22 protein-coding genes and 2 tRNA genes are annotated in these 20,537 nt (G+C 37.0%); 19 read left to right on the top strand and 5 right to left on the bottom strand.

Going from position 1 to position 20,537, the window contains the following annotated elements; translation table 11 throughout:
- Positions 1-150: 150 nt before the first annotated feature.
- Entirely contained in the window at positions 151-1,416 is a 1,266-nt protein-coding gene (dnaG, locus tag Q7J54_07465; GenBank protein MDO8741376.1) for a DNA primase DnaG, read from the top strand.
- A gap of 36 nt (positions 1,417-1,452) precedes the next feature.
- Positions 1,453-1,944 carry an NUDIX domain-containing protein gene (locus Q7J54_07460; protein MDO8741375.1) on the top strand — a complete coding sequence of 164 codons (492 nt, stop codon included), beginning with the start codon at positions 1,453-1,455 and terminating at the stop codon, positions 1,942-1,944.
- Here Q7J54_07460 and Q7J54_07455 read toward each other — a convergent pair whose 3' ends face one another.
- Entirely contained in the window at positions 1,945-2,919 is a 975-nt protein-coding gene (locus Q7J54_07455; protein ID MDO8741374.1) for a peptidyl-prolyl cis-trans isomerase, read from the bottom strand. It lies immediately after the preceding gene.
- A 307-nt stretch (positions 2,920-3,226) separates the two neighbouring features.
- Between Q7J54_07455 and Q7J54_07450 the strand changes: the two genes are divergently transcribed.
- From Q7J54_07450 to Q7J54_07415, 8 genes are all read left to right on the top strand, one after another.
- Positions 3,227-3,439, top strand: a complete 213-nt coding sequence (locus Q7J54_07450; GenBank protein MDO8741373.1) for an NFYB/HAP3 family transcription factor subunit — start codon at positions 3,227-3,229, stop codon at positions 3,437-3,439.
- Between the two features lie 34 nt (positions 3,440-3,473).
- A tRNA-Ala gene (locus Q7J54_07445) sits at positions 3,474-3,575 on the top strand.
- Between the two features lie 6 nt (positions 3,576-3,581).
- Positions 3,582-3,751: transfer RNA gene (locus Q7J54_07440), tRNA-Ala, on the top strand.
- Between the two features lie 22 nt (positions 3,752-3,773).
- Positions 3,774-5,423, top strand: a complete 1,650-nt coding sequence (locus tag Q7J54_07435) for a PEP-utilizing enzyme (protein ID MDO8741372.1) — start codon at positions 3,774-3,776, stop codon at positions 5,421-5,423.
- Positions 5,416-6,030 carry an HD domain-containing protein gene (locus Q7J54_07430; protein MDO8741371.1) on the top strand — a complete coding sequence of 205 codons (615 nt, stop codon included), beginning with the start codon at positions 5,416-5,418 and terminating at the stop codon, positions 6,028-6,030. Before Q7J54_07435 ends, Q7J54_07430 begins: the two co-directional genes overlap by 8 nt.
- The gene (locus Q7J54_07425; protein MDO8741370.1) at positions 6,027-6,506 is read left to right on the top strand and encodes a metallophosphoesterase; all 480 of its coding nucleotides are present in this window, start codon (positions 6,027-6,029) and stop codon (positions 6,504-6,506) included. The genes Q7J54_07430 and Q7J54_07425 overlap by 4 nt, the downstream gene beginning before the upstream one ends.
- A complete protein-coding gene (locus tag Q7J54_07420) occupies positions 6,503-6,886 on the top strand; it encodes a MazG nucleotide pyrophosphohydrolase domain-containing protein (GenBank protein MDO8741369.1) in 384 nt (127 codons plus the stop codon). The genes Q7J54_07425 and Q7J54_07420 overlap by 4 nt, the downstream gene beginning before the upstream one ends.
- 10 nt (positions 6,887-6,896) lie before the next feature.
- Entirely contained in the window at positions 6,897-7,769 is an 873-nt protein-coding gene (locus Q7J54_07415; GenBank protein MDO8741368.1) for an NAD(P)H-hydrate dehydratase, read from the top strand.
- A 14-nt stretch (positions 7,770-7,783) separates the two neighbouring features.
- Here the strand turns inward: Q7J54_07415 and Q7J54_07410 are convergent, their stop codons facing one another.
- Genes Q7J54_07410 through Q7J54_07395 form a run of 4 tightly spaced genes read right to left on the bottom strand, consistent with a single transcriptional unit; the run spans position 7,784 to position 12,565 of the window.
- The gene (locus tag Q7J54_07410; GenBank protein MDO8741367.1) at positions 7,784-8,902 is read right to left on the bottom strand and encodes a hypothetical protein; all 1,119 of its coding nucleotides are present in this window, start codon (positions 8,900-8,902) and stop codon (positions 7,784-7,786) included.
- Complete coding sequence (locus tag Q7J54_07405) at positions 8,899-9,303, bottom strand: hypothetical protein (protein MDO8741366.1); 405 nt, start codon at positions 9,301-9,303, stop codon at positions 8,899-8,901. Before Q7J54_07405 ends, Q7J54_07410 begins: the two co-directional genes overlap by 4 nt.
- Complete coding sequence (locus tag Q7J54_07400) at positions 9,288-12,416, bottom strand: hypothetical protein (GenBank protein MDO8741365.1); 3,129 nt, start codon at positions 12,414-12,416, stop codon at positions 9,288-9,290. Before Q7J54_07400 ends, Q7J54_07405 begins: the two co-directional genes overlap by 16 nt.
- A complete protein-coding gene (locus Q7J54_07395; GenBank protein ID MDO8741364.1) occupies positions 12,416-12,565 on the bottom strand; it encodes a hypothetical protein in 150 nt (49 codons plus the stop codon). Before Q7J54_07395 ends, Q7J54_07400 begins: the two co-directional genes overlap by 1 nt.
- 208 nt (positions 12,566-12,773) lie before the next feature.
- On the opposite strand from Q7J54_07395, the gene Q7J54_07390 reads away from it, so the two are divergent.
- The 9 genes from Q7J54_07390 (at position 12,774) to Q7J54_07350 (ending at position 20,533) form a co-directional block, all read left to right on the top strand.
- Positions 12,774-12,917 (top strand): hypothetical protein, encoded by a 144-nt coding sequence (locus tag Q7J54_07390; protein MDO8741363.1) that lies wholly within the window; start codon positions 12,774-12,776, stop codon positions 12,915-12,917.
- A 1-nt stretch (position 12,918) separates the two neighbouring features.
- Entirely contained in the window at positions 12,919-14,619 is a 1,701-nt protein-coding gene (locus Q7J54_07385; protein MDO8741362.1) for a cation:proton antiporter, read from the top strand.
- Entirely contained in the window at positions 14,616-14,861 is a 246-nt protein-coding gene (locus tag Q7J54_07380) for a YhbY family RNA-binding protein (GenBank protein ID MDO8741361.1), read from the top strand. The genes Q7J54_07385 and Q7J54_07380 overlap by 4 nt, the downstream gene beginning before the upstream one ends.
- A gap of 49 nt (positions 14,862-14,910) precedes the next feature.
- Entirely contained in the window at positions 14,911-16,512 is a 1,602-nt protein-coding gene (locus tag Q7J54_07375) for a hypothetical protein (protein MDO8741360.1), read from the top strand.
- A gap of 141 nt (positions 16,513-16,653) precedes the next feature.
- A complete protein-coding gene (locus Q7J54_07370; GenBank protein MDO8741359.1) occupies positions 16,654-17,052 on the top strand; it encodes a hypothetical protein in 399 nt (132 codons plus the stop codon).
- 259 nt (positions 17,053-17,311) lie between these two features.
- Positions 17,312-17,506 carry a hypothetical protein gene (locus Q7J54_07365; protein ID MDO8741358.1) on the top strand — a complete coding sequence of 65 codons (195 nt, stop codon included), beginning with the start codon at positions 17,312-17,314 and terminating at the stop codon, positions 17,504-17,506.
- Entirely contained in the window at positions 17,490-17,867 is a 378-nt protein-coding gene (locus tag Q7J54_07360; protein ID MDO8741357.1) for a type II toxin-antitoxin system VapC family toxin, read from the top strand. Before Q7J54_07365 ends, Q7J54_07360 begins: the two co-directional genes overlap by 17 nt.
- A gap of 40 nt (positions 17,868-17,907) precedes the next feature.
- Positions 17,908-18,486, top strand: coding sequence for a hypothetical protein (locus tag Q7J54_07355; protein ID MDO8741356.1), 579 nt, complete (start codon positions 17,908-17,910; stop codon positions 18,484-18,486).
- Position 18,487: 1 nt separating this feature from the next.
- Positions 18,488-20,533, top strand: coding sequence for a TIM barrel protein (locus Q7J54_07350; protein MDO8741355.1), 2,046 nt, complete (start codon positions 18,488-18,490; stop codon positions 20,531-20,533).
- Positions 20,534-20,537: the final 4 nt, after the last annotated feature.

Here is a 20,537-nt window from a genome sequence, read left to right as displayed (position 1 = left end):
ATTGAAAAAAGGAAAAAATAGACGTTAAAGAGAAAAATAAGCCTGTTCTAGCTTTTTGGAAGGAAGCATCATGATTATGATTTCATTCGATAGTTGTGTAGATGAGAATGAATTAGTATGCTCCTTCTAGATTGATTATTGGAGGAAAAAATGGGAAAAATAGCACCGGTTTCGTCAAAGTACATAGTTCATACAGTTATAGAAATAGAGGGCGTAGTTGATAAACCCGATGTGATTGGAGCAATATTCGGGCAGACAGAAGGCCTGCTTGGAGCAGATCTTGAGCTTAGAGAGCTGCAGAGAAGCGGAAAAATAGGAAGAATAGAAGTTAATCTCGAAACAAGAAGCGGCAAAACAACAGGATCAATAATAGTTCCGTCTTCATTAGATAAAGCAGAAACAGCAATAGTTGCAGCATCGCTTGAGATAATACAAAGGATAGGCCCGTGCAATGCCAAAACAAAAGTGCAGAATATTGAAGATGTCAGGGTTTCAAAAAGAAGCTTTGTTATAGAGAGGGCAAAAGAACTTTTAAAAAGCCTTATTGACACAACAATGCCGGATTCACAGGAGCTTGCTGATGAAGTGGCTTATTCTGTAAGGGTTATGGAAATAGCAGAATATGGCGAAGACAGGCTGCCAGCAGGCCCGGCAATTGATGAATCTGATGAAATTGTTGTTGTTGAAGGCAGGGCAGATGTTCTCAATCTGTTAAAGCACGGCATAAAAAATGCAATAGCAATGAACGGCACATCTGTTCCGCAGACAATTATTGACTTAAGCAAAAGAAAAACAATTACTGCATTTGTTGATGGAGACAGAGGCGGAGACCTGATTTTAAAGGAATTGTTGTCTGCGACGGACATAGACTATGCAGTAAAAGCTCCTGATGGAAAAGAAGTTGAAGAAATAACAAAGAAGGAAATACACAAGGCACTGAGAAGCAGAATAAGCGCAGAGCAGCTAAAGCTGGATGTTTCAAGAAGCGCAGAAAGCGAATCAAGAGCACCAACAGCAGCAGGCAGAATTATTGCATCGCAAAGGCAAGTGATGCCGATGCAGCAGCCTGTACAGCCTTCAAGGCCTTCTTATGCGCCTGCACCGATAAGAAAAACAATAGCAACACCTGAGGAAAAGAAAACATTCAAGGGAATGCTTGAAGATCTTATAGGGACAAGGGCAGCATATATTCTGGATGAAAAATCAAATACTCTTGGAAAAGTTCCTGTATCGGAATTGCTGACAACAATAAAAAGCCTGGGCGCAGGCTGCTATGCAGTTGTCTTTGACGGCATAATTGACAGGGCATTGATTCAGATTGCTGAAAGATCGAGCATAAAGCACCTGATTGCAATGGACTCAAAAGTCAGGAATACAGAGACGAGGATAAATATTTTAACAAGCGCAGAGCTTTAATTTTTTATTTTTTTTATTATTCGTATAAGAGCCACGATGGAATTTTTAGATTCAGTGAATGAAAATGATGAGATCACAGGCAGAGCTTCTAAAAAAGAAATCTATGAAAAACAGCTCCTTCACAGGATAGTTCATGTTCTAGTTTTCAACGATAAAGGGGAAATGGCTTTGCAATTAAGAAGCAAATGCACATCTTTTTGTCCGCTGCATTGGTGCACCAGCGCTGGCGGCCATGCCCAGTCAGGGGAAAGCTATGAAAAAGCAGCTTTAAGAGAGCTGAAAGAAGAAATCGGAACTATGGCGAAGATTGATTTTGCGCACAAAGATCTTTACACTGTTACAGGCAATTTCAGAAAATTCCTGGCTACATTCAGAACTGTGTTTAATGGATCATTTAAAATAAACCCTGTAGAAGTTGAAAAAGTTGAATTCTTTAGTTTAGATAAGATCCAGAAAATGATTAAAGACAGAGAGAAATTCCACCCAGAGCTTTTGTTCTTATTAAGAAAACATTTCAATATGAAATAATCAAGAACTACTCAATAAGCCATAATTGATTGTTATCTTAGCCTCGCTTCTTAGTTTTGCCAGATAAGCTGCAAACTCATTATTCAGCCTCATCTCTTTTAGATCATTCTTAACATTCTCTTTTATTTCCACATAAGGAGGAATTCTTTCTATTGTTTTGTTGAGCAGCTTTACAAAATTATATCCGTCTGGAGTCGGCACAGGGTATCTTGTGATCTCGCCTGTAAGAAGATTGAAAACAACTTTTTCAAAAGCCTCATCCAGCATTCCTCTTTTGATTACATAAATTCCGCCTGTAGCATCATCTGAAAAATTAGCTATGAATTCATCAAAGTTGCTTATATCTGTTGTATTGTGCGAAAATATCTTTGCTCCTATTTCATTGGCTTTTTTAGATGCTTCTTCAGGAGCCATATCTTCTTTTGTAATCAATAACCGCTGGATTGTGAAGCTTTCTTCAGTCTTGTATCGATTCTTGTTGCTGTTATAATAGCTCTCAGCTTCCTCTTCAGTTGCATTTACGAAAGGCATTATTTTATTATCTATAAGCCTCTGTATAGTTATCTGCTTTTTGTACTGGTTTTGCAGGTCACTAATTGTCATGTTGTTTTGGACCAGGTTGGCTATTAATATGTCCATGCTGATGCCGCTTTTTGACAGCATTGAGGAGATTAAATCATCAACCTCCCTATTTGAAACAGATATGCTTTCCTGGGTAGCAGCCTGAAGCAACAATTTCTCATTTATTGACAAGTTAAGAACCATTTCTTTTGTGGCATAAGGGTAATTCAAGATTATGTTATTATATTCTTTGTCTATATCTTCTAAGTAAATTTGCTCGCCATTCACAGTTGCAATGACCTGCTTTTTTGTCTTGTTAATAGAAACAGCAATTATTATGATGATTATCAGAGCAATAATCCCCAATATAATAAACAGCCTGTTCTTCTTCACCCTCAATTTTCTTTCTTTCATTGAGTGGTTAGCAAAAATAATTGATTAATAAAGCTATCGGTTTTTTATAATTATTTACTTTTCTGAAGCGTTTTGAAGAAAAACCATACATTACAAAAACACCACCACAACTGACTGCAGACGGTCAAAACCTCATTTCATTCGATTTTGCCCTATGGGGTACTCTGAAGGAGCCAACCCTCCCCCCCATCTGCGTCAGTGGTGGTGTTTTTTCATAAATTAAGGGCTAAATTCACAATACTGCAGTATTACATTTTTTTTGAAAAAACAACAACATTTTTAAATAAAAACATTCTACTTGGTGATTATGGCAAAAAGAACCGCAATAATCCCAAGAGCGGCAGTTGCTCGGATCTTGATCAAGAACGGAGCTGGCCGCGTAGGAGAAGACGCTATCGACGCATTCAGGGAAGTTCTCGAAGATACTGCGAAGGATATTGCAGAAAGATCAGTGCAGGTTTCAAAGCACGCCGGCAGAAAAACAATACATGAAGAAGATATAAAGCTGGCGGTTAAGTAAGGTTTAAATATTATCTCTTATTCTTTTGCTATATGGGCTCGTAATTCAACCTGGTAGAATACGCCCTTGGCTTGGGTGAGATTCGGGTTCAAACATTCATGAGGAAACTCAGGATTTGAAAGTCCCGGCGAGTCCATTCAATGGGCCCATAATTCAGCGGTAGAATGCTCCGTTCGCTGCGGGGATGTCTCGGGTTCAAAAGAGCCTTTTTGCTGACGCAAAAAGCCTCGTGAAATGCGGCTCGCTTCACTGCGTGCGCTCGCCTAGGTTTGCTTCGCAAACAAAGAGGCTATGAAAGTCCCGATGGGTCCATTAATTATAAATAAGGAAACAGATGGCAAAAAAGGAAATGAAAGAGAAAACTCAGCCCATTATTGCTTTAACGAAGAAGAAGGGGGAGAAAGAGAATCTTATTACTTCTTCTGCAAAAGAAGGGATTTGGTTTAAGTTATCAGATATCCCGAATACAAATTATGTTTCTTTATTTGCCTATAATTTAATCAACCCTATCCGAGATTATCCCTTAGTGAATGCTGGCGAATATATTAAAGAAGGATTTGTTGAGTGGAATAATGGCACTGCCTCTTATCATCTTAAAAGAGCTCAGTTTAACAAAGCGGCAGATATTTTATCAGGATTCATAATTAACATGACAAAAGAGCACAAAAATAGAGTTGCAGAGTACCGCAAATTAGCTAGAGAGCTTATGAATAAATCAGAAAGATTCATGGCATTAGATTTTGCTAAGATGTCTGATTTGGAAATTGTTTCAGAATTCAAAAAATTAGCAGAACTCCAAAGGAAAAATCATTTGATTGGAGGCATCTTAACATTTCTTCCAGATGAAGAACAGCAGAGAGTATCAAATGCTGTCCTTAATAAAATACGGGATTTAATTGAAACCAGTAAAAAGGAATTAGATTTAACTGAATGCTGGATTATCTTAACTACTCCCAGAGAAGAGAGTTTTCGGGAAAAAGAAGAGAAGGAACTTTTAGAAATTTGCATTGAAATTCTTAAAGACAGGAAATTTTCAGGTAAAACTTTTTCAAAAGGCAAGTTAATTTTATCTATTAAGAAACAAAAACCTATTTCGTACAATAAATTAATTAAACATTATAAAAAATATTGTTGGATGCCTTATATGTACATAGGGCCTAAAGAGGACATTACACATTTTTTTGAAAGAGTTGATGAACTCATAGAAATTGGTTTAGCAAAAGCTAAAGAGCTGTTAAACCAAATAGAAAAGAAGCATAAGGAGATCGAATCTAAGCAGAATGAGATTCTTTCTAGTTTTAAGCCAAATAAAAAAGACAAAGAGTTACTTAGATTTGCTTCAGAACTGGTTTGGCTAAAAGGCTATAGGAAAGATACATTTTATCATCTTTTTTATTGTTACGAGCCTTTTTTAAGAGAGGCTGCAAAGAGAACTGGAACAACATTTGAATTAATTGGATTTCTATTTCCTTGGGAGTTTGAAGAGGCATTACTCTTGCATAAGCATGCAAATTCTGAATTAGAACTAAGAAAGAAGCACAGCTTGTATTATCTCGATAAAGATAAAATTATATTCTATTATGGAAAAGAAATTGACAATTTCAAAAAAGAGATTTCAATTGAAGGCATAAAAACAGAACCTGATAATCTTATAGGAATGGTAGCATATCCTGGCTATGCTAAGGGAATTGTCAGCATTATCGAGACAGTTGAAGATATGAAAAAAATGAATTTCGGCAATATCTTAGTATCGCAGATGACTGGCCCCAATATAGTGCCCGCAATGAAGAAAGCTGCAGCGATTATAACTGATACAGGAGGTTTAACATGCCATGCTTCTATTTTATCCAGAGAATTTAAGATACCTTGCATTGTTGGGACTAAATATGCAACAAAAATTCTCAAAGAGGGGGATTTAGTTGAAGTTGATGCCAATAATGGTATCGTAAAGATATTAAAGAAAGCAGAGAAGGAAAATGAATAACAAAGATATAGAAAGACTAAAAAAGCTGGCAGAACCTTATTTCAAGAATACCAATCCAGATAGATGGGATCATACGCTGAGGGTTTTGAAAATTGCCAGGATATTGCAACAAAAAGAAGGCGGCAATTTGGATATCATAGAAGCAGCAGCTTTATTGCATGATGCTGGAAGAGGCATCGAACAAATAACAAAAGAAAAAAACTTATGCCATGCCGAGGAGAGTTCTAAGATTGCTGAAAAGATTTTAAAAAAATTAAACTTTAATGAGGAAAAGATAAAGAAAATAAAGCACTGCATAGAAGTTCATAGATGGAGCAAGGGCCTTAAAGCGGAAACAACAGAAGCGCAGATAATCAAAGACGCTGATAGAATTGAAGCTACAGGTGCAGTAGGCATAGCTAGAACATTTGACGGCGGTTCATATAAAAAAAGACCTTTTGTTTCAGATGATGATTTTTCGACTTTATATCATATAAAAAATAAGCTAATGAAGATTGATGAAACTTCTGTTGGCACAGAAACTGCTAAACAAATAGTTAAAAAAAGGCATGAATTCACAAAACTATTTGTAGAAGAATTTGAAAAAGAAAGAGAGGAGATAAAATGATCGGCATAATATCAGACACGCACGACAATATCCCGAACATAAAGAAAGCTGTTGATATTTTTAAGAATAGAAAAGTTGATCTTGTGATTCATCTTGGAGATCTTGTTGCACCTGTTACAGCGCTTTATTTCAAAGGACTGAAAATGAAGTTTATAAAAGGGAACTGCGACGGCGATGTTGAACTGATGAAAGAGAGAATAAAAGAGATTGGCGGAGAATTTCTCGGCATTTCCTCTGAGCTGAATCTGTCAAACAAAAAACTATTTTTGATTCATAAGCCTGACAACATTAATGAACTTGCGCTTTCAGGGAAATACGACTATATCCTGCACGGGCATGATCACAAAGCAAAAGATGAGAAAATAGGAAAAACAAGGATCATAAACCCGGGAACGCATTATCTGGGAAATCCTATCCATACAATTGCATTGCTGGATCTGGAAAAAGACAATGTTGAGTTTATTGAGATAAAATGAAGCAAAGCTTTGAAGAGCTGGTTATCGCGATCAAAAAAACCCTTGAAAAATGCCCCTGGGCTAAAGAGCAGACTATTGAAAAGCACAAAAAAAAGATATTAAGCGAGGCAAAAGAAATCATTAAAGCTGTTGACAAAAAAGATTATGAAAATTTAAAGGAAGAGCTTGGTGATCTTTTTTATGACATTCTGTTTATTTGCGCAATAGCAGAAGAGAAAAAGCTGTTCACAACAAAAGAAGTCATAGACGGCGTAAAAGAAAAACTGATAAGAAGGAAGCCATGGGTTTTCGGGAATGAAACTGTGAAGAGCAGCGAAGAGGCTGTGAAAAGATGGAATGAGATAAAGAAAAAAGAGAAAGAACATAAACAAAGAAAATAACAAACTTACCATGAAATATTTAACAAAAAACTCCATAAAACTTCCAAAAAGGAATCCTGAAAGCCATAAAGGGCAGAACGGAAGAGTTGCCATCATAGGCGGCAGTCTAGGTTATACAGGGACATTGGCATTAGCGGGAATTGCTGCATTAAGATCAGGTGCGGATATTGTAACTGTATTTGCTCCTTCAAAAGTGGCGTGGGCATTAAATTGCCTGAGCGCAGATCTGGTTACAAAAAAATTAGATGGTGATTATCTGAATAAAAGGCACATTGATGAAATTATCGGTTTTTCTAAAAATATTGATGCAATATTAATTGGAAATGGAATGGCTGTTGAAGAAGAAACAAAAGAATTTGCAAGGATTTTTTTTAAAAAAATTAAAAATCTTAATAAAAAGCTAGTTATAGATGCTGACGGGATAAAGGTTATCTCGATAAATGATGCTAATAATGCAATCATTACGCCGCACATTTTAGAATTGAAATTATTGTTGAAAAATTCCAGAATAAGTGAAAATATCATCAAAAAAATAATAAATGAAAAAAACATCGAAAAGAAAGCAGAATTAATACTGAAAACATTAAAAAGCAGGATAAAAAACAATATAATCCTTTTGAAAGGCCCGATTGATGCAATAATCTCTAAAAACAAAATAGCTTACAACAAAACAGGCAATGCAGGAATGACAAAGGCAGGAACAGGTGATGTTTTAGCAGGATTGTGTGTTGGCTTTCTGGCGCAGAGCAGGGATCTATGGCAATCTGCTGTTAATGCTGCGTATTTCAATGGATTGATCGGCGATATTTTATTGAAAAAACATAAAGGTTATAGTTATTTGGCGAGTGATATGGCGGAAGAAATTAGAAGACTAAAATTTTAAATTTTTAACTCCTGTTAGAATTTGCAATGGCATTTGCAGTTATCTTTGTCTAGTGTCAGGCCAGCCTGTTCCCACATGCTAACAGATTCTTTGCATAATGCAATAACCGCATCACTTCTTTTTTTGATTTCTTCAATTACGAAACGATATAACTCTGCCCTTATATCTGGTTCATATCTTTCTTTGCCATCTTCAAACCTTACTCTTTTCGCTTGTCCTTTAGAGGTTATTATAGCTAATTTGCTTTCATCTAACAAGATACTGCGTGGAAATCTCTCCCTGATGTGCCTAAAAAGCCCCCTTTCCAGCCTGAAGCTACCAAGAGTTATTCTAGTTGGGCTCACATTAGATAACACTTTTTCAACCATTTGCGCATATTTATTTTGCCAGCCATCAAACATTAAAAGAGGATCAAAGCGAAATCTCACTTCATACCCTTTTTCTTGCACTTTTCTTGCTGCTTCGATTCTTTGGTCTAAACTGGCCGTTCTATGTTCAAGATTGTCTGTGACAAAATCACAATTGATACTCCATGAAACGATTGTCTGGCCATTGTGCTCTAAGTCAAGCAGATTATCTATACAATCTGACTTTGTTAACAATAATAGCTTTGAATCTGACTTAGCAAATAACGGAACCAATATTTTTGTTAGCGGATAGAGCTCATCGAAAGCTAGGCTATCTTGTAATTCACCCATATCATAAACCTCTTTTTCCCCTTTTGCCATTCTTTGTTTTATTTGTGCAACTAAATCGTTGCAGTTCACATTAAATTTTATGAAAGGCATTATTTTTCGGTATGTTTGCTGCAGATAGCAATATTCACAAGAAAAATAACATCCATTTGTTATTGGCTTTATTTTTGTTAAACCAGCGCAATAAGGTTCATCCCTTGTTGGGAAATGTTCAATAAAATTATCAGTGGTTCCAAGCATAAGTAATTGTTTTGCATCATTAACAACACTAGTAAAAGATTTGTCCTTTGTAGGGACTATTTCTGTTGCTTTTTGGGTTTCAACTATCTCCATAGGCACCCCTTCATATTTTTGCAAAATCTTTTTGGTTATATCATTATCTACAACACTAGAATATACGTATATTCTCCTAGGCTGAAAATTATCTAAAGTTGTCATTTTTCTTCTACAAATTCTGTGTTATATCTCTCCTTTTGAGCAATTTGTTTTAAAATTTCAAATAACAAGTATCTATGGCAATTATTTTTTTCTTGATTAGTTTTTTCATAACAACATAAAATAATCTTTTCTAGCCGCGCTCTCTTTAACAGATTCCTAAAATCATCCGGCCTTTCTTTAAAATGCGCCCTTTGCTCATTCTTATAAATCTCCCTGTATTGTTCCCAACCCATCTCTTCTGCCTTGTACTGCCTTAATAGTTCTACTGAAGGTCCAAAAAAAGGCATTCTTTCGTATATTCGCGGGATGAAGGGAAGAGACTTTCTGCAGATTGCAATAATTGTTGCATCTGGGTCCTTTTCTTTTTTCATAAAATATGAAGTTGTTAGGTAGCCTGACATTTTCTCACCTTATAACCCATAACAATCATGGGTGTCATCTTTCTTTCGCTAGTACCGCCTTGATAATCCAAGGTAAACATCTGCTCGCATGAATGTGTTTTCGCATAACTTTGCATCATCTGGTTTAAAGCCTTAACTTGATCTTCAAAACCTGCTCTCTTCGCTCTTTCTTTTGATAATTCAGTTTCCTGTAAAGTGATATAAATAACAGCAGTATCTGCCAGCAAGTTATTCTCAAATAAAGCTCCTATTGCTCTTTCTTTGTCCTGGCTCAGGTGGCCAGTGAAGTCGTAGTTAACATAGTTGTATTTTCTATCATGCATTTGACTAACTTCTTTATCTAAACTGTTGTGGATTATCTCTATGCCCTTTAGAGCCTTTCCGTGCATTTTTCTTTGCTGTACTGCTTTCATCGCATTATAAACTCTTATAGCTCTCTCAATAATAGTGGATGAGAAACTATCAAGATTAAGCAATTCATAAACACTTAATAAACTCTGGAATCTTTCTGTTTCTAAACCTAAATAAGCAATACTAGTGTCTCCTAGAACTTTGGATGCTTCTTCAGCCATTATATCCCTTATTGCCCCCTTATCACTAGAGTGATACTGGGTAAAGCCAAATATCGAGGTATCATATGTCTTTTGTTTTTTGATTTTTGATAAATCATAAGCACTGAATTTTCCAGTCAATCTTCTTCCTCTAGTCTCTGTTGAGCCAATAAAATGTATAGGTCTGACAAATGAGTATTTTTCTTTTATATGCTTTGGCTGGTGTTTTACCCAGTCCATTACTGCTGCACTTGGAGAACTTGTATAAACAATCACCACCATTGATTCTAGATTATATCTTATCACACCATCTCTATTTTTAAATTCAAATTGCTCATCATGAAAATCATTTTGTCTAATGTTTTTTATAACTTCAATCAAAGAGCCATACCTTTGCTTTAATCTTTCTATTAAAAGTCCTGTCAACTCTCTCCCATTCTTCTTACCTTCCTCGCCTTGCCAAGTATTTTTAGGAGCCATTCCAAAATGCCATGGCCTTATTCCAGCATATTCTTTGCGAATTTCTTCATCAGGATTGCTTTGTAGCCAATCTGTAATTGCTGCGCTTGGGGAATTTGCATAAACATAACCTAGCATCGACAATAAATTGTATTCTATACCGCCTTCTTTATTTTTAAATTCAAACTGTTCATTATGAAAATCATCAAGTCTTATATTCTTTATAACCTCAATTAAAGAACCATATCTCTGCGTTAGCCTTCCTATTAACTTCCCTGTCAGTTCTCTTCCATTCTTCTTGCCTTCTTCACCTCTCCATGTATTCAAAGGAGCCATTCCAAAATGCCATGGCCTTATACCAGCATATTCTTTGCTAATTTCTTCATTAGGATTGTTTTGTATCCAGTCCATTACTGCTGTGCTTGGAGAATGTGCATAAACACAGGTTAACATTGACCATAGATTGTACCTTATTATGCCATCTTTATTTTTAAATTCAAGCTGTTCATTTAAAAAATCATCTTGTTTTATGTTCTTTATGACCTCAATAAAAGAGCCATATCTCTGCTTTAGCCTTTCTATCAGCTGTCCTGTCAGTTCTCTTCCATTCTTCTTCCCATCTTTGCCTTTCCATGTACCCTGAGGAACCATTCCAAAATGCCATGGCCTTATTCCAACATATTCTTTGCGAATTTCTTCATCAGGATTGCTTTGTAGCCAATCTGTAACTGCTGTGCTTGGAGAATTTGCATAAACATAGGTTAACATTGACCATAGATTGTACCTTATTATGCCCTCTTTATTTTTAAATTCAAACTCTTCATTATGGAAATCATCTTGTTTAATCTTCTTTATGACCTCAATAAAAGAGCCATATCTCTGCTTTAGCCTTTCTATCAGCTGTCCTGTCAGTTCTCTTCCATTCTTCTTGCCTTCTTCTCCTTTCCAACTACCTTGAGTAGTTTTTCCAAAATGCCAAGGTTTTATTCCAGCATATGCTTTGCGAATTTCTTCATCAGGATTGTTTTGTAGCCAATCTGTAATTGCTGCGCTTGGAGAATCTGCATAAACTCTAAGTAACATTTGTTCTAAATCATAGCTTATGACCCCATCTTTATTTTTAAATTCAAACTGTTCATTATGGAAATCATCTTGTTTTATGTTCTTTATGACCTCAATCAAAGAGCCATATCTCTGCTTTAGCCTTTCTATCAGCTGTCCTGTCAGTTCTCTTCCATTCTTCTTACCTTCCTCGCCTTGCCAAGTATTTTTAGGAGCCATTCCAAAATGCCATGGTTTTATACCAGCATATTCTTTGCGAATTTCTTCATCAGGATTGTTTTGTAGCCAATCTGTAACTGCTGCAGTGGGTGAACCTGCATAATCAGATAGTAACATCTGTCCCAGCTTGTATTCTATGACGCCGTCTTTATTTTTGAATTCAAACTGCTCATTTAAAAAATCATCTTGTTTTATGTTCTTTATGACCTCAATCAAAGAGCCATATCTCCGCTTTAGCCTTTCTATCAGCTGTCCTGTCAGTTCTCTTCCATTCTTCTTGCCTTCTTCTCCTTTCCATGTATTTAAAGGAACTCTTGCAAAATGCCATGGTTTTATTCCAGCATACTCTTTTCTTACTTCTTCATCAGGATTATTTTGTAGCCAATCTGTAACTGCTGTGCTTGGAGAATTTGCATAAACGTATTGCAACATCTGTATTGGGTTATATTTTACGACACCATCTTTATTTTTGAATTCAAACTCTTCATTATGGAAATCATCTTTTTTTATATTTTTTATAACTTCAATCAAAGAGCCATATCTCCGCTTTAATCTCTCTATTAATAAACCAGTCATTTCTCTTCCTAAAGGATTGCCATTTCTTCTATCTGCACTCCATATATTTAAAATATAATTAAAATGATAATCTTTTAAATCAAGCAAAAGTCCTTCTTGATGGATCCTGCTTAGTGCTGCATCTAAATCTGCATATCGAACTCGTTTTTTCTTATGATGCGCCCGTCTATCTAAATCTGGGCCTTCGTGTATTAATATAAAATCAACTATTTCATCCACTGTTTCTGAAGTTGGGCGTGATTTCATTAGTTTTCTACCTCTCTCACAACATCAATCGTCAATTTCACAATTGTCTTCGGCTTCAGTTGATCTTGCAAGAATGAAGGAATAATTATTATGTTCTGCCTTCCATGCTTGGCTATTCTTTTTGTCAGCACAAATTGTTTATTCTTCAATTTTAACCCCTGAATTATCCGTATGCCTATAGAACCCCTTTTGATGTATAAAATATACATCAAAAATACGAGGTCAATATTTAAATCTTTCTATTTGTAACTATTATTAAGTAAATACTAATTAAAACCGCAACCTTTATATACTATTAAATAGATAATTATTAAAAACATATCAAAAAATATAATAAAAACCATTTAAAATAATAGTATGGTAAAGATCCAAAAACTTCAGTCAGGGCAGTTAATAATAACGATACCTAAAGTGCTCGCTGAATATGAGCATCTGGACAAAGGCCAGGAAATTGAATTTGAAAAGCACAAAGATGGCTTTTTATTGAAAATAAAGAGGTAAGATGGAAAACATATTCCTTGATATCGGGGTAATAATAATTGTTGCGGCAGTTGGAGCCTTCTTGGCAAGGCTGATAAAGCAGCCTTTGATTCCTGCATATGTTATCGGGGGCATTCTTCTCGGCCCTGTTTTAGGGCTTATAGTGAACAACGAATCAATAGCAACATTATCAGAAATAGGCATTGCCTTCTTATTGTTCATTGTGGGCTTAGAGATGGATTTCAGGAAACTGAAAAACGTTGCGTTAGTATGCACAGCCGGCGGACTGATTCAGATGGCTGCATTGTTCGGCCTTGGATTTTTAATTGCATTTCTTTTCGGCTTTAAAAGCTTTGATCCTTTGTACCTGGGCCTGATCATAGCATTCAGCTCCACAATGGTTGTCATTAAATTGCTGGCTGACAAAGGCGAAATCGAAACTCTGCACGGCAGAATCATAATCGGAATCCTGCTTATGGAGGATGTTGTTGCAATATTCGCATTGTCATTAATACAGAATCTTGGCAATTTTGGCTTATATGACATTACAATCTCGACTTTGAAAGGAATAGCTGTTTTTGTGATTTCATGGATCGCAAGCAAATATATACTGCCTTACCTGTTCAAATTTGCTGCAAAAACACAGGAAATATTATTTTTAGGAGCATTGGCAACGTCATTTGCATTCTCAATATTGTTCAGCTATCTTGGGTTTTCAATAGTTATCGGAGCATTTACAGCAGGAATTGCGCTTGCAAATACAAATTATTCAATAGAAATAGCAGGCAAAATAAAATCATTGAAGGATTTCTTCTCCACAATATTTTTTGTTTCGCTTGGATTGCAGATATTGCCCGGAACAATAATGCCGATGCTGCCGCTTCTTATAGCATTGATCCTTGCAATAATAATCATCAAGCCCCTATTGACAATAACAATATGCAGCATTTTCGGCTATAAAAAAAGGCCGTCTTTCATTGCAGCAATATCATTGGCGCAGACAAGCGAATTCTCGCTGATAATAGTAATGCAGGGCGTATTATTGGGCCATATAAGCAATGCATTCTTTTCAATGGCGGTAGTGCTTGCAACTGCAACAATGCTTTTCACATCTTATTTCATAAAGTTTGATAATTTCCTTTACGAAAAAATCGGGCATTTGCTCAACTTTTACAGCGTATTTGTGAGATATGAAGAAGAGCCTGATAACATGACAGAGCATAATGATGTTGCGCTTCTGGGCTATGATAGGATAGGCTACAGCATACTCAAGAAACTGAAATTAATGGGATACAGGCCAATAATTGTTGATTATAATCCTGATATCATCAAAAGGCTGAAAAGCCAGAAATTTTCGTGCATGTATGGCGATGTCGGCGATTCAGAAACATTGGCAAAGCTTGGCTTCAGCCACATGAACATGATTATTTCGACTGTTCCGGACAAGTTTGACAACCTTCTTATCATAAAAAATGCAAGAGAATCGAATGAAAAGGCAATTATGTTTGTTACAGCAAATAATGTTGATGATGCCTTAGAGCTTTATGATGCCGGAGCCGATTATGTCATACTGCCGCATTTCCTTGGTGGAGAGCACGTTTCCCTGCTTATTGAGAAATTTTCAGCTGACTTAAGAAGCATTTTAGAAATAAAAATGAGGCACATAGAAGAGCTTAAAGAGAGAAAGAAACTGGGTCATGAGCATCCGGAGCATGCAAAATGAGCTTAAAAGACAAGGCCAGAAACATTGAAGCCACAGCGAGAATCGGCAAGAACGGATTGACAAAAGGCATTATAGCTGAGATTAAAAGGCAGCTTAAAGATAAAAAAATAATTAAAGTCAAGCTGCTGAAATCATTTATCGCTGGCAAGGATAAGAAAAGCATTGCAAAAGAAATTGCTGAAAAAACAAGCTCAGAAATTATGCAGATTATAGGATTCACAATCACTTTATATAAAAAATAATAAAACAAAACTATATAAACAAAAAAACAAACAACATTCAAGAGGAAAAATGGGATTTTACCGCGATCCAAAAACTGCATTGAGGCTGATAAAATACGGTTTTGTTAAAGATAAGTTTAAAGGCAAATATGAAAGATTCATAATAAGAAAAGATGATGACGCAGCAACTATAAATAAAAAAAGCAAGGAATTTGAAGTTTATCTTAAATCGCTTTCCGAAGAAGAGCGAAAGGCAGTTGAGGGCCATGCTGATGAGGAAGAATATGAGGAAGCATTATCTCCGCAAAAAAGCACAAAAATTGTACTTCAGCAAACAGGCTATCCTGCGCCGCCGCACCGCTATAAGCTGGTTTACGAGAAATTCAACCATTCAATAGAGGAGAGTTACTATTGGATTCTCAATTACATGAAATTTGATTACGGCTATCCCAAGTTCATAAAAATAATAGATGTTTTCACAGCATCAGAGCAGTCTGCATTTTTCGGAGTGGCGCAGCAAAGGCTTGGATTGCAGCAGGACAGGATAAGCGGACTGCTGGCAACAGTAGGGAAGCTTGTAAAGGATTTATTCCAGATGGTAAGGGAGATGAGGATAATAGATGAAAGGCTTGACCTTTACCGCGACAGCTATGGATTAAGGGGAGAAAAAAGCGAGGCAGCAGAGATAAGCTTAAAAGGTTACTGGATTGACTTGGTTGAAGGCGGGGCAAAGAATCCAGGATCTGTATTCGGGCTTGCGCGCGAGATTGGATTTACAACACTGCCTGACATCTTTTTTGCCGCTCCTACTGCATTGAAATCATTGGATGTTGATAAATATGTTGACAGCCTGCAGTTTAACAGGAAAGTAAAAGAAGTGCTGAAGAGAAAATTAAAAACTTACATTGAATGGAAGGAAAGAACTTTTCAGGAGCTGATGACAAGAAGGAGATTCACACTGCAGTATCTAAGGCAGCACAAGGATGTCATTGACATGTACATGTCCTGGGTCAAGCCATATCTTATTAATATTAAAAGATTGCAGCTTGACCAGAAAAAAGCTGAGACTGTTGATTTGATAAGCGCTTTTGAAGGGTCAGTAATTGAAATAGAGTTTATTGGAGTGAGGCCGTTCGGGAACGGCGTGAATTCCTGCGTAGTGCATAATTTTTATTTCAGGACAAGGCCGCAGATGAGCTATCAGCAGGAAGGCTATCAGAGGGGGCCAATACATGCAGGCCAATTATACTGGAGCATAAGGGGGTATGGATGGACAGATGAGCAGCTTGCAAATTATGAAAGGATGAGAAGAGAGGAGGATCTGGAGTTGTTGGGCGACATAGATTCATCTGTTAAAGCTGCGATGGAAGCATTAGGGGCAGAGCTGCAAAGATATTTAATAGAAGCAGGAGAAGAGATTCCGGAAGAGAAAAAAGGGCCGACAGAGAAGCCAAAGCTGCCGACAGCAGCTGAGCCGTTCACAGCATTATTCGGCGGATTTGGAGAGCTTTTCGGATCGCTTGGAAAATTGCCTACATCCGGCGGGAAGAAAAAAGGCCCGAAAGAATATGATGTTGAAAAAACACGCGACATAGCCCTCAAGCACAGCATAGGCGCAATATGGAACTGCTACAAGAACTTCAAGAAAGCGCATTCAATGCTTGCGTGGTAGATGAGTTGAGTTCTGATTGATTTGAAGGAGGGTTTGTTCGTTTAACAATTGTTAAAATTAATAAATTTGAAGTCCTACGATACGAAGAGAGCAGTTCATTTTCGAAAGTTTTATTAACTATGATACTTAAGATTACGATATATGTCAGAAGAAAAAAGAATTTACAAATGGTATTTGATATTATCAATAATATATTCATCTATTTCAATTTTGACTGGAATAATTTTTTTTATTCCTGATTTGCTTTTATCTATTGGATTAATATGGGTACCGATTATATTTATTTGGTTCATTTTAAACATAGTCATGTTCATATTAATCTTTGTTAAGAAAATTGAAAAAATTGCATTATTGCTTCCAGGACTTTATATTTTCGATCAAATATTTTCAGTAATCATAGGAGTAATATTAGGAATTGTTGCAGTTGCAAAAGGCGTAAATCCAATTGTAATGGCTACAGGTCCTCTTGCAGTAATTTTGGGATTAATATTTCCAGTAATTATATTAATAATAGCGATCAAATTTATTTTAAGAAAATAATTATCTTAATGAACTGCCCTTTGATTCTTGTTCTTGATGTATCGCTGTCGCTCATTCGAGGAAACGGACTTCAAATTTACTCTTCTCGTTTCACTCGTCGGTAAACCCCACTTCGCAAGGTTGACGATTTTAACAGAACCCAATGTTTAAACAAACAACCATCTGGGCCATCTGAAAAAACCTCAGCCTTTTGGAAACAACTCTCAAAAACATAAAGTTTAAATATAACTTATATCAATATAGTCTATGGTGATATAACATGGCAACAACGATCGCTGTGAAAGAGGAAACATTTAGCATATTGAAGATGATGAAGGAAGAGACAAACAGTGAAACCTACGATGAAACAATAATCAAGCTCGTGGCTGAGGTAAAAAAGCCCAAAAAATCATATTTCGGAAAATTCAAAGGATTAGGCGAGTTTAAGAGGGAAGAAATTGACCGCTTTGCTTGATTCATGGTGCTGGATCGAATATTTCAACGGAACAGATGCAGGAAAAAAGATAGCTGAATATATTGATTCAGACAAAAGCCTGTTTATTAGCGTCATAAATCTTGCAGAAGTATACAAGTATGCTTTATCCAGGAAAAGCGAAAAAGATGCCGATATGATTGTTTCTATGATGATGTCGAGATGCTTTATACTGCCGGTAGAAGCTAAAACCGCCCTGAATGCAGCTAAACTAAACTGGGAGAAAAAATGGGGATTAGGAGATTCTTTGATATACATAACTGCAAAAGCTCATAACCTGCAATTAATCTCAGGTGATCAGCATTTTAAAAACCAGGAAAACATCATTTATATTGAAAAGTAATCCATAAAGGTTATAAAAACAAAAATTATTAACAATAAAAATGGCAAAATTAGATGAATTAAAGGCATTGTCCCCGCAGGAAAGAATTAGAAAGTTAAAAGAGCTGGAAGAAGAGAGAAAGAACGAGATAGAACAAGCTGAAAAACTAATAAAGGAAAGCAATGTGGAGATCGAGGAAGAAAGAAAAGAGCTTGAGAGAATACCGATTCCGCAGCTCAAGACAGTAGACATACAGGGATTATTTACTGCTGAAGAAAGAGAGATATTCAAGGTCAAAAGATTTGTTGAAGGAAAAGGCTCTTTGGAAGATGAGCTTAAGGAAAAAGAATCAAAAAGGCTGGAAGAGACAGTAAGAGAAGAAGCGGAAAGAAAAGAGAAAGATGGATTAGATCGTGAAAGATTGGGCCAGACTTATCAGATTGTCAAAGATATGTTTGAAAAGGCAAGAGAAGAGCATTATCTGAATCCGCAGGAAAGGGCAACATTTTATCAGGGAGTGAGAGATATAAACGAGGCAGCGAAGCATTATGCCAATGAGAACCATGAAGTTGCTCATATCCGCGATATTGTGAGCGGAGAAGCTGAAGGATTGAGAAAGTATATGGGATTGAGGGATTAAAATGGAATTTGCAAGGCCATATTACAATACAATGGATCGCAGCTATTTCGGCCAGTCAAAGGATATTGAAAGCCCTGTTATCGGAATAGCAGATTTAGGAGCAACTGTGACAGAAGGAAGAGCCGGAGGAGGAACATTTCTGCAAAGTTTTCAGGCAGCAATAAGAGAAGGAGCTGGCCAGGTAGAGCTTGCAACGCAGATGGAAGGGGCAGAGCCAGGCACTGGAGCAGAGTCATACGGCAAAGAAGCAAGGCAGGAGCTAAAAGATTTAGCAATCGCCAACCAAGTTAGAATAACGAGCATTCATGCTCCGCACCAAATTGGAAATTTATCAGGATTTGACCCGCAGCGCGGGTTTAATGACGAAGTAAGAAAGACTGCTTTAGAGGAAGTAAAGAAGGCAATAGAATTTGCATCTGATGTCGGCGGCCAGGCAGTTGTTGTTCATACTGGCGAATACCAGAGGCCGTTTTCCGACCAGGAATGGAATAAGATGGGGGAGTTTAGAGGTTATGATGAAGAAGCAACAAGAGCAACAGTTTGGATGGTTGATGACAGGACAGGCCATGTGCTTGGTGATGTCAAGAGGAGCCAGGTTGTTTACGAGCCTGTTTATAAGACAGCTGAAACTAATGGATTTGTTGGTAAGGTAGACCCAAAAACAGGCCATGTTTTCAGAAAAGACGATTGGGTTGATATGCGTGGCACTTGGCTTGATCCAACCAAGGCAGAGGATTTATTCAAAAGAGTCCCGATATGGGATGAAACCAGATCAAGATTTGAAACCAAAAGATTGACATGGGATGATTTTGTAAAAAGAGCAGAAGAATGGACTATAGAGCATCCTGGTGATAAAAAACTGCCAGAAGAGATGTTCTATAAAACGCAGCTTGAAAACCAGATGCTGCAGGCAAGGGGCTCTTCATTGTATCATGCACAATTTTACGAGCGTTATAAAAAAGACAGGGACAGGGCATTGAAAGCCTTGGAGTACTATGAAAAATTAGAATCAAATATTCCTGAAGATGAAAAATGGAAGATAATGAAAGAAATGGGAGGCGAACTTGGCGGCTTAGTTCCTCCTGAAGTTAAAAAACCGAGCGAATGGCTAAAGGAAAACATAAACCAACTTGAGAAGCATCTTCAATTTACGCATGAATCATCTGCTTCTGCTGATGCTCAGGCTGACTTGATTCAGGAGCAGTTAAAACACGTCTTGCCCGTCAATAAATATGCAATTGAGCAGTCATTGAAATCTTATGCGCAGGCAGGGATTTATGCAATGCAGCAGAGCACTGAGAAGCATCTGAAGAACGATGTTTTTGTTGCGCCAGAGCATATTTTCCCAGAGATGGGATATGGAAGCCATCCTAAAGAATTGATACAGCTTGTTAAAGGCGCAAGAGAAAAAATGATTGAGTTTCTGACGGAAAAAAAGATTTCAGATCCAGAAGGCCATCGTGATAGGGAAGGCAATATAATTATGGTTGAAAATCCCTATTTCAGGGGCATTTCAAAAGAACAAGCGACAAAAGAAGCTGAGAATCATATTAAGGCAACACTTGATACGCAGCATTTGGGTATGTGGTGGAAATATTTCCAGCCAAAGCCAGGCGAAACCAATGAACAGACTAGAAAAAGATTTGACAGCTGGTATATGGACCAGATAAAAGAATTGGAAAAAGAAAAGATATTAGGCCATGTTCATATTGTTGATGGCTTTGGAAGAGGGCACACACATTTGCCAGCAGGGCAAGGATTAACTCCAATACAGTCTGCAGTAGAATATCTAATGAAAAAAGGCTTTAAGGGAACGCTTGTCAGCGAGGGATTTGCTGAAGGCGGCAGAAGGCAGCTGACAGAGTCATGGAGATTGTTCGGCAGCCCTATTTACGGCGCAGTTGGTCCTATGAGAGGAGGATCAACAACAAAATGGAGTGATGTGGAGAATTCTTATTTCGGGAAAACACAGACGCCATATTATGTGTTTGGAGCTTACTCGCCCTCAAATGACTGGACATTATGGACTCAGGTGCCGCTGGAGTAAATTC

It is taken from the genome of Candidatus Woesearchaeota archaeon, from assembly GCA_030651135.1.
Taxonomy (GTDB): domain Archaea; phylum Nanobdellota; class Nanobdellia; order Woesearchaeales; family JACPBO01; genus JACPBO01.
The sequence above is the reverse complement of the archived record's forward strand: the minus strand, read 5'-3'. Positions and strand labels throughout refer to the sequence as shown.